Source organism: Allobacillus saliphilus, from assembly GCF_018138385.1.
Taxonomy (GTDB): domain Bacteria; phylum Bacillota; class Bacilli; order Bacillales; family Alkalibacillaceae; genus Allobacillus; species Allobacillus saliphilus.
The window spans coordinates 12,743-26,731 of the sequence record NZ_JAGSIE010000026.1; the positions used below are offsets into that span (position 1 = coordinate 12,743).

Annotated in this window: 17 protein-coding genes; 16 read left to right on the forward strand and 1 reads right to left on the reverse strand. The window is 39.8% G+C overall.

All coding sequences use genetic code 11. The annotated features are described in order from the left end of the window. The first annotated feature begins 4 nt into the window (after window positions 1–4). From KC820_RS09015 to rsmI, 5 genes are all read left to right on the forward strand, one after another. Window positions 5–835 (forward strand): PSP1 domain-containing protein, encoded by an 831-nt coding sequence (locus KC820_RS09015; protein WP_212370364.1) that lies wholly within the window; start codon window positions 5–7, stop codon window positions 833–835. 25 nt (window positions 836–860) lie between these two features. After that, window positions 861–1,187 carry an initiation-control protein YabA gene (locus KC820_RS09020; RefSeq protein ID WP_236782597.1) on the forward strand — a complete coding sequence of 109 codons (327 nt, stop codon included), beginning with the start codon at window positions 861–863 and terminating at the stop codon, window positions 1,185–1,187. A gap of 37 nt (window positions 1,188–1,224) precedes the next feature. Beyond that, the gene (locus KC820_RS13390) at window positions 1,225–1,350 is read left to right on the forward strand and encodes a hypothetical protein (RefSeq protein ID WP_272874476.1); all 126 of its coding nucleotides are present in this window, start codon (window positions 1,225–1,227) and stop codon (window positions 1,348–1,350) included. Between the two features lie 213 nt (window positions 1,351–1,563). Then, window positions 1,564–2,355 carry a tRNA1(Val) (adenine(37)-N6)-methyltransferase gene (locus KC820_RS09025; protein WP_212370366.1) on the forward strand — a complete coding sequence of 264 codons (792 nt, stop codon included), beginning with the start codon at window positions 1,564–1,566 and terminating at the stop codon, window positions 2,353–2,355. Beyond that, on the forward strand, window positions 2,324–3,205 hold the full coding sequence (gene rsmI / locus KC820_RS09030) for a 16S rRNA (cytidine(1402)-2'-O)-methyltransferase (protein WP_212370368.1): 882 nt from the start codon (window positions 2,324–2,326) through the stop codon (window positions 3,203–3,205). The genes KC820_RS09025 and rsmI overlap by 32 nt, the downstream gene beginning before the upstream one ends. Window positions 3,206–3,294: 89 nt before the next feature. Here rsmI and KC820_RS09035 read toward each other — a convergent pair whose 3' ends face one another. Then, window positions 3,295–3,576 carry an AbrB/MazE/SpoVT family DNA-binding domain-containing protein gene (locus tag KC820_RS09035; RefSeq protein WP_144089354.1) on the reverse strand — a complete coding sequence of 94 codons (282 nt, stop codon included), beginning with the start codon at window positions 3,574–3,576 and terminating at the stop codon, window positions 3,295–3,297. 295 nt (window positions 3,577–3,871) lie between these two features. Between KC820_RS09035 and metG the strand changes: the two genes are divergently transcribed. From metG to spoVG, 11 genes are all read left to right on the forward strand, one after another. Continuing rightward, window positions 3,872–5,836 carry a methionine--tRNA ligase gene (gene metG / locus KC820_RS09040; protein WP_144089355.1) on the forward strand — a complete coding sequence of 655 codons (1,965 nt, stop codon included), beginning with the start codon at window positions 3,872–3,874 and terminating at the stop codon, window positions 5,834–5,836. Window positions 5,837–5,866: 30 nt separating this feature from the next. Beyond that, window positions 5,867–6,634 carry a TatD family hydrolase gene (locus KC820_RS09045; protein ID WP_144089356.1) on the forward strand — a complete coding sequence of 256 codons (768 nt, stop codon included), beginning with the start codon at window positions 5,867–5,869 and terminating at the stop codon, window positions 6,632–6,634. A 301-nt stretch (window positions 6,635–6,935) separates the two neighbouring features. Further along, complete coding sequence (locus KC820_RS09050) at window positions 6,936–8,177, forward strand: G5 and 3D domain-containing protein (protein ID WP_212370370.1); 1,242 nt, start codon at window positions 6,936–6,938, stop codon at window positions 8,175–8,177. A 78-nt stretch (window positions 8,178–8,255) separates the two neighbouring features. Then, window positions 8,256–8,837 carry a ribonuclease M5 gene (gene rnmV / locus KC820_RS09055; protein WP_212370372.1) on the forward strand — a complete coding sequence of 194 codons (582 nt, stop codon included), beginning with the start codon at window positions 8,256–8,258 and terminating at the stop codon, window positions 8,835–8,837. After that, on the forward strand, window positions 8,834–9,712 hold the full coding sequence (gene rsmA / locus KC820_RS09060) for a 16S rRNA (adenine(1518)-N(6)/adenine(1519)-N(6))-dimethyltransferase RsmA (RefSeq protein ID WP_212370374.1): 879 nt from the start codon (window positions 8,834–8,836) through the stop codon (window positions 9,710–9,712). Before rnmV ends, rsmA begins: the two co-directional genes overlap by 4 nt. Before the next feature lie 59 nt (window positions 9,713–9,771). Beyond that, a complete protein-coding gene (yabG, locus tag KC820_RS09065) occupies window positions 9,772–10,659 on the forward strand; it encodes a sporulation peptidase YabG (RefSeq protein ID WP_144089360.1) in 888 nt (295 codons plus the stop codon). A gap of 172 nt (window positions 10,660–10,831) precedes the next feature. After that, window positions 10,832–11,086 carry a biofilm formation stimulator Veg gene (veg, locus tag KC820_RS09070; RefSeq protein ID WP_144089361.1) on the forward strand — a complete coding sequence of 85 codons (255 nt, stop codon included), beginning with the start codon at window positions 10,832–10,834 and terminating at the stop codon, window positions 11,084–11,086. A gap of 199 nt (window positions 11,087–11,285) precedes the next feature. Continuing rightward, window positions 11,286–11,462, forward strand: a complete 177-nt coding sequence (locus tag KC820_RS09075; protein ID WP_212370377.1) for a small, acid-soluble spore protein, alpha/beta type — start codon at window positions 11,286–11,288, stop codon at window positions 11,460–11,462. 190 nt (window positions 11,463–11,652) lie between these two features. After that, window positions 11,653–12,507 (forward strand): 4-(cytidine 5'-diphospho)-2-C-methyl-D-erythritol kinase, encoded by an 855-nt coding sequence (gene ispE / locus KC820_RS09080; RefSeq protein ID WP_144089363.1) that lies wholly within the window; start codon window positions 11,653–11,655, stop codon window positions 12,505–12,507. Between the two features lie 90 nt (window positions 12,508–12,597). Next, window positions 12,598–13,410, forward strand: a complete 813-nt coding sequence (purR, locus tag KC820_RS09085; protein ID WP_212370379.1) for a pur operon repressor — start codon at window positions 12,598–12,600, stop codon at window positions 13,408–13,410. Window positions 13,411–13,648: 238 nt separating this feature from the next. After that, window positions 13,649–13,936 carry a septation regulator SpoVG gene (spoVG, locus tag KC820_RS09090; RefSeq protein ID WP_144089365.1) on the forward strand — a complete coding sequence of 96 codons (288 nt, stop codon included), beginning with the start codon at window positions 13,649–13,651 and terminating at the stop codon, window positions 13,934–13,936. Window positions 13,937–13,989: the final 53 nt, after the last annotated feature.

Sequence of the window (13,989 nt, forward strand, 5' to 3'; positions counted from 1 at the left end):
TAGGTTGATTGAAATAATAGGTGTCCGCTTCAAAAAAGCGGGTAAAATATATTACTTCGATCCAGGCGACTTAGCGATTACAACAGATCACTGTGTTATTGTTGAGACAGTTCGCGGGATCGAATACGGTGATGTCGTCATAGCGAAAAAGCGTGTCGACGAGGAAGATGTTGTCCTTCCGTTGAAGAAGGTCATTCGGATTGCTGATGAGCATGATCATCAAACCGTTTTGGAAAACCAACAGCAAACGGAAGAAGCTTTTGAACTATGTGCTCGGAAGATTCTAGAGCACAAGCTAGATATGAATTTGGTCGATGTGGAATTCACTTTTGACCGAAACAAGATTATTTTTTACTTTACAGCAGATGGCCGTGTTGATTTCAGACACTTGGTTAAAGACTTGGCATCTGTATTCAAAACGCGAATCGAGCTACGCCAAATCGGTGTGCGCGATGAAGCGAAAATGTTAGGTGGAATAGGACCTTGTGGTCGAATGCTTTGCTGTTCAACCTTTTTAGGGGACTTTGAGCCCGTTTCCATCAAAATGGCGAAAGACCAAAACCTTTCATTGAATCCAGCGAAAATTTCTGGATTATGCGGTCGACTCATGTGTTGCTTAAAATACGAGAATGATATGTATGAAGATGCAAAACGAGAACTTCCAGACATTGGAGAGCGATTAAACACTGCGCAAGGTAAAGGGAAAGTAGTTGGACTTAATATGCTTGAACGACTTGTCCAAGTTGAATTGACTGAATTGGAACGGGTTGTCGAATATACCATCGACGAACTGATTGAAGAGGGGGCCCTTTCAGTTCCAGCTGTTAAACAATGAGGTGGGTAACGTGAACAAAAAAGAAATGTTAGAGCATTTCTCGAGCTTTGAAAAAAAGTTTACCGAGTTACAAGAGGATTTGGTGAAATTAAAAACCAATCTCGTGCAATTGGTTGAAGAAAATCACCAGTTGGCCCATGAAAACCACCATTTACGGCAACGTCTTGATGATTTACGGAGTGAGAGTGAATCCGAATCAGAAAAGACAAATGGAGAAAACATGCAAGCCGTAGGAGAAGGGTATGACAATCTAGCACGAATTTATGAAGAAGGTTTTCACATCTGTCACGTCTATTTTGGTACGCCAAGAGGCGAAAAAGATTGTATATTTTGTCTGAAGTTTTTTGAGTGAAACAGTGAAACATCCTTTGTTGTGAAAGCGACAGAGGGTGTTTTTCTTCAATCAAAATCTCTTTGGAGCCGTCGAAAAATCAATCGTAGCCGCTGATAAATTGGATGAAGCCGCCGATAAATCGCTCGGAGCCGTCGATAAAATGGGAGAAGCCGCCGAATAATCGCTCGGAGCCGCCGATAAAATGAGGGAAGCCGCCGAAAAACCATCCGAAGCCGTCGATAAATCAGATGAAGCCGTCGAAAAATCAATCGAAGCCGCTTAATCAGCCTTCTCTCCAATTTTAAAAGGCGACCAACCTTAGTGGATTATGAAATCTAACAAATAATGAAGCAATAAAACATTAAACATAGCAACGAAGAAACGAGGAAAGCTTATGGTGGAACTTAAAGGTGATGAACGAATAGATTATTTGCTAGCTGACCAAGAACGTCGAATTATTCAAAGTCCGACCGTATTTTCATTTTCGATTGATGCCGTATTGCTAGCCAATTTCACTTATTTACCGATAAAAAGGGGGAAGATACTTGATTTGTGTACAGGCAATGGAGTCATTCCTTTATTTTTATCAAAGCGAAGCCATGCGACCATTTATGGATTGGAAATTCAAGAACGGATTTTTGATATGGCCACACGGAATGTAAAATTAAATCAACTTGAAGAACAACTTCAGGTCGTCAAGGGTGATTTAAAAGAGCCGCCTGCAGAAATTTCCAGTCAGCGGTTTGATGTCGTGACATGTAACCCACCTTATTTCCGCACGGATGATGGACAGAAAAGAATCAATGAAAATGAATTTCTCGCGTACGCCAGACATGAAATTTTATGTAATTTAGATGATGTATTAAAAGCATGTAGCTCCTTAGTGCGTTCAAAGGGTAAAGTGTCGATTGTTCACCGGCCGCAACGTGTGGCAGATTTAATGACGATTGGTAAGAAATATAATCTGGAACCGAAACGTCTTCAATTCGTCCATCCAAAAGAGGGTCGTGCAGCAAATATTGTGCTCATTGAATATTCGAAGGATGGTAAACCGGATCTCGATGTCTTGCCACCGATTTATATTCATGACGAAGATGGTCATTATACAGGTGAGGTTGCAAAGATTTTATACGGTGAAGAGGGGAGCCGATTTCATGGTCGACGTCCAGAAGAGTTTTCAGAATGAATCGGAAGCGAAGTTATATTTAGTACCGACGCCGATTGGCAACTTGGATGATATAACGTATCGAGCACTTTCAACACTACAGGAAGTTTCTTATATTGCATGTGAGGATACGCGCCAAACAAAGAAGCTATTGAATCACTTTGATATTCACAAACCATTGATCAGCTACCATGAGCATAGTAATCGTCAAAAAGAAGATGAGCTCATGTCGAAATTGCGGAATGGCGATTCGATTGCGCTTGTCAGTGATGCAGGAATGCCAGTCGTGTCAGACCCAGGCTTTGGACTGATTCAGCGAGCGCGAGAAGAACATATTGATGTCGTGAGCCTTCCAGGGGCCAATGCAGCGCTTGTTGCCTTGGTTGCTTCGGGTCTCCCTGCCAATACATTTACGTTTTATGGATTTCTTCCTAAAAAGAAAAAGGAAATCACAGAAATTTTGTCTAGCTTAGATCAGATCAAGCAAACAGTAATTTTTTATGAGTCACCGTATCGAATTAAACAAACGGTAGAGGTCATGGCGGAATATTATCAGACTGATCGGGAAATTGTTTTAGCGCGCGAGTTAACGAAGAAATTTGAAGAATACGTACGTGGAACAGTTCACGATGTTAAAAATTTCATCGATCAAGGTAAAGCGACGTTGAAAGGGGAATTCGTTCTACTTGTCGGTCCAGGAGACGAAAGCTCTGTTGGAGACTCTTGGTGGGAAAGTTTAAATTTAGTGGATCATGTCGAGACTTATATCCAAAAGGGACTTTCTTCAAAGGATGCGATTAAACAAACAGCGATCGATCGGTCTATACCGAAACGAGAGGTTTATCAAGCATATCACGTAGGCGATTCATAGAAATCAAAGAGCATCAAAACGATGAAATTCTATGTAAAAATAAAAATAGACTGCAGCTTTACGCTACAGTCTATGATGTATTCATAGATTTATTTACTGTCAAACTTTTTATTAATCTCAGAGATTAATTGTTCAGCACCTTCTCGGCTTAACACAATGGAGCCATCGCCAACAGTGATATTATCATTGGAAACATCACCAGTGATTGCACAAGCCATGTTTGGTCTGTATTTCTTTAAGATGATTTGATCGTCATCCACGTAAATCTCAAGTGCGTCCTTAATGTTTATGTCTAGAGTACGACGCAATTCAATTGGAATAACGACTCTACCAAGCTCGTCTACTTTTCTTACAATTCCTGTTGATTTCATTGTTTCTTTCTCTCCTCTCTCGATCATATATATAAGATTCGCTATCTTATGACATTAATGTACCACTATTATTTTTAACCGTCAATTAAGTAAAGGAAGAATTGTCAGAAAATGTTTCAAACAATCTTGCCTGTTTCTCTGTGGAAATTAAACTATTAAATGGGTACAATAATATCTAGTTGATATTTTACCAAACTACTGCTAAATAGAGAACATTTTTTTATAATTTAAAAAAATTTGTCATGGAATGTTAACATTTTGTGAAAAGATATGTTAAAAAACAGGAGGTTCTAGGATGCCAGAAGAAAAAAATACGTTTTATATAACTACACCTATTTATTATCCAAGTGGCAATTTGCATATTGGTCATGCATATACGACCGTTGCCGCTGATGCGGTTGCTCGCTATAAACGACTTCGCGGGTATGAAGTAATGTTTTTGACCGGAACGGATGAGCACGGACAAAAAATTCAGCGCAAAGCAGCAGAAAAAGGTGTTGAGCCGATTCAGTACGTTGATGAGATTGTTTCAGGCATCCAAAAACTTTGGAGTCAGTTGGATATTTCTCATGATGACTTTATTCGGACAACAGAGAAGCGCCATAAAGATATTGTCGAAAAAATATTTGATCAGTTGTATCAGCAAGGCGATATTTACTTGGACAAATATGAAGGTTGGTACTGTACGCCTTGTGAATCATTCTTTACCGAACGTCAATTAGATAATGGTCGGTGCCCTGATTGTGGCCGTCCGGTTGAAAAGGTAAAAGAAGAGTCTTATTTCTTTAAGATGAGTAAATATGCTGATCGTCTCGTTGAATTTTACGAAGAAAACCCGGAATTCATACAACCAGAAAGCCGTAAAAATGAAATGTTAAACAACTTCATCAAACCGGGTCTTGAAGACTTAGCCGTTTCCCGGACGACATTTGATTGGGGCGTTCGCGTACCAGGAGATCCGAAACACGTTATCTATGTATGGATTGACGCATTGTCGAATTATATTACAACATTAGGTTATGGAACGGAAAATGACGAGCGTTTTCAAAAATTCTGGCCGGCAGATGTTCATTTAGTCGGAAAAGAAATTGTTCGTTTTCACACGATCTATTGGCCAATTATGCTCATGGCATTGGATTTACCACTACCTAAAAAAGTTTTTGCTCACGGTTGGCTATTAATGAAAGACGGAAAAATGTCCAAGTCTAAAGGGAATGTGGTCGATCCGGTTACTTTGATCGATCGCTATGGATTAGACGCATTACGTTACTACTTGCTTCGTGAAGTGCCATTCGGCTCTGACGGCGTTTTTACACCGGAAGCTTTTGTAGAGCGTACAAATTATGACTTAGCAAATGACCTTGGGAATTTATTAAACCGAACGGTAGCAATGATTAATAAATATTTCGACGGTGAAATTCCAGCAATTCAGCTGAATGAAACAGAATATGATCAAGATTTGATGAAAGTCGCCTCGTCGACAAGAGAGCAAGTGGAAGAGGCGATGGAAAATATGCAATTTTCGGTAGCACTGTCTACACTTTGGCAGTTCGTCAGCCGTACGAATAAGTATATTGATGAAAATGAACCGTGGGTATTGGCAAAAGATGAAGCGAAAAGAGAACGCCTTGGAAATGTCATGGCTCATTTAGTGGAATCACTCAGACAAATTGCCGTTATGCTTCAGCCATTCTTGACGTCCACACCGCAAAAAATCTTTAGTCAATTAGGTGTAGAAAACGAAGAGCTGCAAGGCTGGGAAAGCTTGCATACATTTGATGACATTCCGACAGGGACAAGCGTCCAAAAAGGAACTCCAATCTTCCCTCGTTTGGATAACGACGTGGAAATTCAAGCGATCAAAGATATGATGGCGCCACCAGCACCGAAAAAGGAAGAAGAGAAAGAAGAGGCGAAAGAGCAGGAAATCGCTCCCGAAGTGGCCATTGATGATTTTCTAAAGCTAGATTTTCGTGTTGGTGAAGTCATCGAGGCAGATCAAGTGAAAAAAGCGGATAAACTGCTCAAGTTACGTGTAGACCTCGGCTATGAAAAACGTCAAGTTGTTTCGGGAATTGCTGAACATTATAAACCAGAAGAGCTCGTAGGGAAAAAAGTGATTGTCGTTTCGAATTTAAAACCGGTCAAACTGCGTGGTGAACTATCTCAAGGCATGATTTTAGCTGGAGAAGACGAGGAAGGTACTCTCTCTTTGGCTACGATAGATCAAACATTACCAAACGGAACACAAATCAACTAATTCGAACTGTTCAAACGAAAGGATGAGTCTGTGTTATTTGATACACACGTTCATTTAAATGCCGATCAATTTATGGAAGATCGTGATGAAGTCATCGAGCGGGCGAAAGCGGCAGGTGTGACCGAAATGGTTGTCGTCGGCTTCGACAGAAAAACCATTCCACTAGCGATTGAAATTGCTGAAGCTTATCCGTTTATTTATGCCGCGGTTGGCTGGCACCCTGTTGATGCGATTGATATGACGGATGATGATCTGAAATGGATTGAAGAGCTTGCGGCCCATGAAAAAGTCGTTGCAATTGGAGAAATGGGTCTGGATTATCATTGGGATAAATCACCTGTAGACGTTCAAAAAGAAGTTTTTAGAAAGCAAATTAGACTTGCAAAAAAGTTGGCGATGCCGATTATTATTCATAACCGGGAAGCAACTGAAGATATTATTGACATTTTGAAGGATGAAAATGCACAGGAAATCGGTGGGATTATGCATTGTTTCAATGATCGAGCTGAATACGCGATGGAATGTATCGATTTAAACTTCCACATATCATTAGGTGGTCCAGTAACTTTTAAAAATGCAACGGATCCCAAAATTGTTGCCGAACAAGTACCACTTGATCGATTGTTGATTGAAACCGATTGTCCATTTCTTGCTCCACATCCGAACCGAGGAAAACGAAATGAACCTGCGTACGTTTTGTTAGTAGCAGAAAAAATCGCTGAAATGAAACAAATGACGTTAGAAGAGATCGGTGAAGTGACTCGGAATAATGCGAAGAAGTTATTTGGAATAGCTTAATGGTTCTTAAGCTGACCAATCATTCCGAAATAACAACGCTAGTAAATGCTTGAACACTAACTAAATGTTCTAAAACACACACATAGGCATACAGTTTAAAATGAGCATCATTTAAACGATCGCCTAGGTGTGTGTTTTTTCTTTTGTTTTGTTTCATGCGGGACTCTTAGGTCGATCAAACGGGCAATTGGTTCTCGTGATGAAGTCAATGTGTAAAAACTGTAATGAATTTGTAATGTGATTGTTCATTGACTTCCTTTTTTCGTATGACTATAATCAATTGCGTATAGGAGGCTCGTTTATGAACTCAAAGAATACAGCTTCAAAACGATTTGGTGTTAAAGGTTTTATCATATTATCTTTAACAGTAGTTGCTATGGCTTCATTATTTTTTATTGTTTATGAATCTATGAAAAAAGAAGTAACGGTTTTAGCCGGTGAAGAAGAATACGAAACGAACACGATGGCTAAAACAGTTGAAGAAGTTTTAAATGAACTAGGTGTTGAACGAGACGAACATGACTATCTTTCTGAAGATCTTACAAAAGAGTTAGAAGATGGCATGGAAATCGAATTGGACTATTCTAACGAGGTAGTCGTGACCATTGACGATGAAACGGAAACGTACCACACCTTTGCAAATACAGCAGAAGAATTTTTAGAAGAAGAGAACATCGAGGTTAACGAGCATGATCATCTGTCCTTTGATTTAGAGGAAGAGTTAAGTGATGGACGGCATTTAGCGATATCTAAAGCTTTTGAAGTCGTAATAAATGATGGTGGCGAAAAGAAAACCGTCATGACGACAGGTCAAACGATTCAGTCGCTTCTCGCAAAAGAAGGGATTAAGCTGACGGAGCTCGACCAGCTCAACATGGAGCCTACTAAAGAATTAGAATCGAACGAAATCATTAAGATTACTCGAGTAGATAAAGAGAAGAAAACATATGATGAAATTATTCCATACAACACGAAGACGGAAAGCGATGATTCCTTAGAAAAAGGTAAAACGCGAATCGTTCAAAAAGGTAAAGAGGGTAAAAAAGTTCAAACCTTTGAAATTACGTATAAAAACGGTGAAGAAGTCTCTCGTGAACTGGTAAGTGAAGAAATTACAGAAGAAAGTCAAAACCGCGTTGTTGCACAAGGAACGAAGGAACCACCGAAGCAAACAGTCGCAAAGAAATCATCCAACAATGTGCAACAAACATCCGCAAAGTCTGAGTCTACAGTAAAAACGAAAGAAACGAATCAAGAAGAGGGTCAGACGATGATTGTTCAAGCGACAGCGTATTCAACGAATAATCCTTCATTGAGTACCCATACAGCTACAGGAATTGACTTACGCTCGAATCCAAGAGTTATTGCGGTTGATCCGAGTGTCATTCCGTTAGGCTCGAAAGTTTGGGTTGAAGGTTACGGCATGGCAATCGCTGGCGATACGGGTGGAGCGATTAAAGGGAAGAAAATCGACATTCATTTTTCATCTTATGAGAAAGCAAAATCATTCGGAAGAAAAACAGTCCGAATTAAAGTATATTAATAAAAATAATTATGAATCCTGCTATACTAAATGGTAGCAGGATTTATTTTTTTCGATATTTATTCAGTGAGGGTTCGTATGAAAATTAAAGAAGTAATTGTCGTAGAAGGCAGAGATGATACTGTTCGTATTAAGTTAGCCGTAGATGCAGATACAATTGAAACAAATGGCTCTGCTTTAAATCAACGTACATTAGACCAAATTAAGCATGCAAAGGAAAAAAGAGGGGTCATCGTTTTTACCGATCCAGACTATCCAGGAGAGCGCCTTAGACGATTGATTGATGCCAATATTCCTGGGTGTAAGCATGCTTTTCTACCAAAGGAAAAAACTAAGGCGAAAGGTAAGAGAAAAGGGTTAGGGATTGAGCATGCCGATATTGAAGATATTCAGCAAGCGTTAGAAGATGTACATGCTGTACGACAAGAAATGAAGGGTTCAATTGATTGGCGGCCTTATTTACTTCAATATGGCTTAATTGGTGGCCCGAAAGCTAAAGAACGTCGAATGAAGCTTGGCAATGAATTGAAGATTGGGTATGCCAATGCCAAACAATTAGAAAAGCGTTTAAGCATGTTTGCTATTGATGAGAAACAGTTTGAAGCGGTAATGAAAAAGATTATTCAGAATGAAGACGATAAAGGATGGAACAATTCATGAGCAAACCGATCGCGACCTATTCCAGAACGAAAGAGATTATGGACAAACACAAGCTATCCTTTAAGAAAAGTTTAGGCCAAAACTTCTTGATCGATGCGAATATTTTAAAAAAGATTGTTGATAAAGCTGGTGTTACTGAAAATACGACAGTCATAGAGATCGGTCCGGGAATTGGTGCGTTAACAGAACAACTGGCATTGAAAGCGAAAGACGTTTTTGCCATTGAAATCGACCAGCGTTTTATTGAAGTATTAAAAGATACATTGCAAAGCTTTCAAAATATCCAAGTGATTAATGAAGATATTTTGAAAGTGGACTTAAATGCATTTATCGCTAAAAAAATGCCAGAGGCCTCCGATGTCCGTGTCGTAGCCAATCTTCCGTACTATATTACTACGCCAATTTTAATGAAACTGTTAATGGAAAAGTCACCAATACATTCCATCACCGTGATGATGCAAAAAGAAGTTGCTGCACGAATGGCGGCAAAGCCTAACTCTAAAGAATATGGCTCGTTGTCGATTGCTGTTCAATATTACACGACATCCAATGTAGTCATGACTGTACCGAAGACTTGTTTCGTTCCACAGCCGAATGTCGATTCAGCAATTTTACAATTAGTAAAACGTGACAAGCCGCCAGTTGATGTCACAGACGAAGATCTGTTCTTCGAAGTCGTTCAGAAAAGTTTTCAACAACGGAGAAAGACGTTAAAAAACAATCTTCAAAAAGGTTTTCAAGATCGAATGTCTAAAGAGCAATTACAAAATGTGTTTGACGAATCTGCCATCGAACCTTCTCGTAGGGGTGAATCCTTATCAATGGAGGAATTCTCGACACTGACGAAATTTATGAAAGAGGCATTAGAAGTGTAACAAATCATGTGAACCCTCAATAGGATAGTGAGAGAGCCTATTACGGGGGAGAGACATCCATGAATCTTCAAAGAGGCGATATTGTCACAAGACATTCTTATGAACATGATTTATTGTTTCGTGTCCAATCAATCGACCATGACCAAGCTCAATTGTACGGTGAAAACTTTCGCCTTGAAGTCGACGCGCCGATTGATGATTTGAAGCTAGTTGTTCAAGAAGAAAAGAAACGCGCGGAGCAATCCATTATTCATAAAGAGCATGAATCATATCGACTGTTCAGGCAGGATTACTATTTAAGGTCCTTCAGAGACCACTCACAACCAATTTCCATCAAAGATGCACCTCGGTTTCAAATTTGCCCGAAAGTGCTTCATATGGATAGTGACGCGCTATTTTTGAAGAAGTGTATACTTCTTTATAACAAGCTTGGACTTCAAGTGCACGGAGCACATGTCAAAGAGAGCGAGATGCAGCATCAAGTAGCTGATCTTCTTGAAAAGGTACAGCCGGACATTTTAGTGTTGACGGGACATGACTCTTACTCTAAACAAAAAGGGGAGGAACTGGATTTGCGCGCTTACCGAAATAGCCGTTATTTCGTTGAAGCGGTACGTGTCGCAAGAAAGAAGGTTTCTCACTTGGATCAGCTTGTGATTTTTGCGGGTGCATGTCAATCACACTTTGAGTCGTTGATTCGCGCAGGAGCGAATTTCGCCAGTTCGCCGACGCGAATTAATATCCATGCCTTGGATCCTGTATATGTAGCAGCTAAAGTTGGCTATACGCCTTTTATGGAAAAGGTGGATATTTATGACGTCATCGAAAAAACGGTAACCCAAGAAAAAGGGATCGGCGGATTGGAAACGCGAGGCCTTTTTCGAACAGGATTACCTTATATGAAAAAGTTACCTAAGACACATGAAAAAGCGAACACAGATGAATAGAAGCCTTATGTTTAACGGAATTCCGAATGCATGAATTTGGCTAATTAGGAAATGGTAAATAGTAGTTCGTAAAATTTATGTTGACACCTTGGCTGGAATGTTGATATAATTAAATACTTTTTGACTTTCGGGCCATTTTGTGTTAAGATAGCACTTAGTGAGGTGGAGTCGTATGGGAAAAACTTTGGCTGAAATTAAACAAGCTTTGGATGTTAAGATCGGGCAGCAATTAACATTGAAAGCGAACGGTGGTCGACGCAAAACGATTGAGCGTTTTGGGGTGTTGGCAGAAACGTACCCATCTGTTTTTATCGTTGAGCTAGATCAAGATGAGCATTCTTTTGAAAGAGTCTCTTACAGCTATGCAGACGTACTTACTGAAACCGTAGAGATTACCTTCACAGATGAAGTCAGTAAAATGGCTTAACGGCAAGTAAACAGAAGAGCTTCTACAGTCAATTGGCTGTAGAAGCTCTTCTGTTTGAAATGGTCTATTCCTTAGTTTTATTAAATATTGTTATTTAAAAATTTTCATTGTGGTTAACACCAAAAATTACATGTCTTATGTTTTCGGGAATACATATACTAAGTCTGTCGTAAATAATACCGAAAAGGAGTTGTGGTCATTGAGTAGACGAAAAGGCATTATGTCTGATCGCTTGAAAGAGGAGATCGCAAAAGATATGGGAATTTACGACACGGTCCAAAAAGAAGGATGGGGAGGCATCAAGTCCCGTGATGCCGGCAACATGGTGAAGCGGGCAATTGAGATGGCTGAGGAGAACTCGAAAAACAAAGCGTAAGTATTCTCTTCCAACTGCATGTCCCCCTACTGACTGCATCGGTCATAGTTCATTTGAACTGTGGCCGATTTCCTTTTTTAAATGTATATCACATTGAAACCTATAGAATGAGAACCAATGAGCACATTTTCTTTATAAATGATTTCTCGTATGTGATACAATCAAAGAAATTAATTATGCAGAAGGTGAAATAATGATTTTTGAAAAAGCGCCGGCGAAGATCAATCTAACGCTAGACGTTTTACATAAACGAGACGATGGCTATCATGAAATCGAAATGATCATGACGTCGATTGATCTTGCAGACCGACTTACTTTTGAGAAAACAGATAATCAGGGCATTACGATCGTGTCCGAAAAAAGATATGTTCCCAATGACCAGCGAAATCTCGCCTATCAAGGGGTAGCTTTGATGCGGGAGAAGTTCGGTATTCAATCCGGTGTTAAAATTACGATTGATAAGCAAATACCTGTTGCAGCGGGACTTGCTGGGGGAAGTAGTGATGCAGCAGCGGCATTAAGAGGAATGAACCGGTTATTCAACCTCGGCCAAACGACTGAACAGCTTCAACAAATCGGTGAGGAAATTGGTTCGGATGTTCCGTTTTGTGTGTCTGGAAAAACGGCCATTGCGAGAGGGAGGGGGGAGAAGTTATCAACTTTACCGTCTCCTCCGCCTTGTTGGGTCGTCCTCGCTAAACCGAGTATCGGTGTGTCGACAAAAGATGTGTACGGAAATGTGAATATTGATCAAATCGAGCACCCGGATACTGAGTCAATGGCTAACGCTCTTCGCAATAAGGATTTTCATTCGTTATGTAACCACCTAGGCAATGTATTGGAACCAATTACGGTAGCGATGCATCAAGAAGTAGACCAAATAAAAACATTTATGCAAAAGCAAGGCTTGGAAGGCGTACTGATGAGTGGTAGTGGACCGACCGTTTATGGATTGACTGAACACCTGTCAAAAGCTGAACGAACCGTGAATGGGTTAAGAGGTTTTTGCCAGGAAGTTTATTTAGTTCGTGCATTAACGGATTAACCATATATCAGTACCACTAAGAGGTAGTAAACACAAACATTAAGTGATATATTATTAATTAATATTCGGAAAATAAAAGGTGGAAAGGTTATGAGACGAAGCGAACGACTAGTAGCAATGACAGACTACTTCAAGGAAAATCCTTATACACATATTTCGTTGCCTTTTTTCGTGAAATGGTTTGGAGCGGCAAAATCATCGATTAGTGAAGATTTAGATATCATTGATGCGATGTTTGAACGATTAGGGATTGGACGGTTACAAACATCAGCAGGAGCAGCTGGTGGGGTCCAATATATTCCCGATTACGATATGGAACTAAGTAAAGAGAAAATCGATGAAATTATTGAGCTGTTAGAAGACCCGCAACGAATTTTACCTGGCGGATATGTTTACATGAGTGATCTGCTCGGTGACTTAAAACAGTTGCGCATAATCGGAAAAATGTTTGGCGCGGCATTCAAAGCATATGATGTCGATTACGTTGTAACAGTTGCGACAAAAGGTATTCCGTTAGCATATGCTGTTGCTGATGTGTTGAGAGTTCCTGTTGTCATTATTCGAAGAGATCCAAAAGTGACGGAAGGTTCTACTGTAAGTATTAATTATGTATCAGGCTCGTCCAGAAAAATACAGACGATGGTCCTTTCGAAACGGAGTATTAAAGAGAATTCGAATGTGATTCTTTTGGATGATTTCATGAAAGCGGGAGGAACGATTCACGGCATGGTAAGCCTGATGAACGAATTCAACGCAACCGTCAAAGGAATTGGTGTGTTGGCAGAGGCTGAAGATGATGAAGAAGACCGCCGAGTTGATGATTATATATCCTTGTTGAAGTTTCAAGAAGTCAATGAGCGTGAAGGTCGCATTCAAGTTGCTCGCGGGAATTATTTTGAATAATCGTTTCACAATAGACAACTGGATTGTTTGTAACATATAGGGTGAACGCATTGTTCACCCTTAAGTGGTTATATGAACGCAATATTTTTTTAATTTTTTTTAATAAAAAGAAGGATTTATCGAGAGAATGTTGAATTGACATTAATAAGTCGAATTCTTTGTTTAAAAAAGAATGGAGAAACCGATCAAGCTTACGATGCACTGTAAGCGCAGTTTTCATTAAAGGTGGTGATACATAATGCAAGTTACCGACGTAAGATTACGCCGCGTGAACACTGATGGTCGTATGCGTGCAATCGCTTCCATTACATTGGATGATGAATTTGTCGTCCATGATATTCGTGTGATTGATGGAAACAATGGTCTGTTCGTTGCTATGCCAAGTAAACGCACACCAGACGGAGAGTTCAGAGATATCGCGCATCCAATCAACTCAGATACACGAGGTAAAATTCAAGATGCTGTATTAGAAGAATACCATCGTGTTGGAGAAGAATCTGAGCTTGAAGAAGCAGGTGCTTCCTAAAAAGGATTGATCAGAAGCCTATTCATGGAGTTAATGAATAGGCTTCTTTTTTG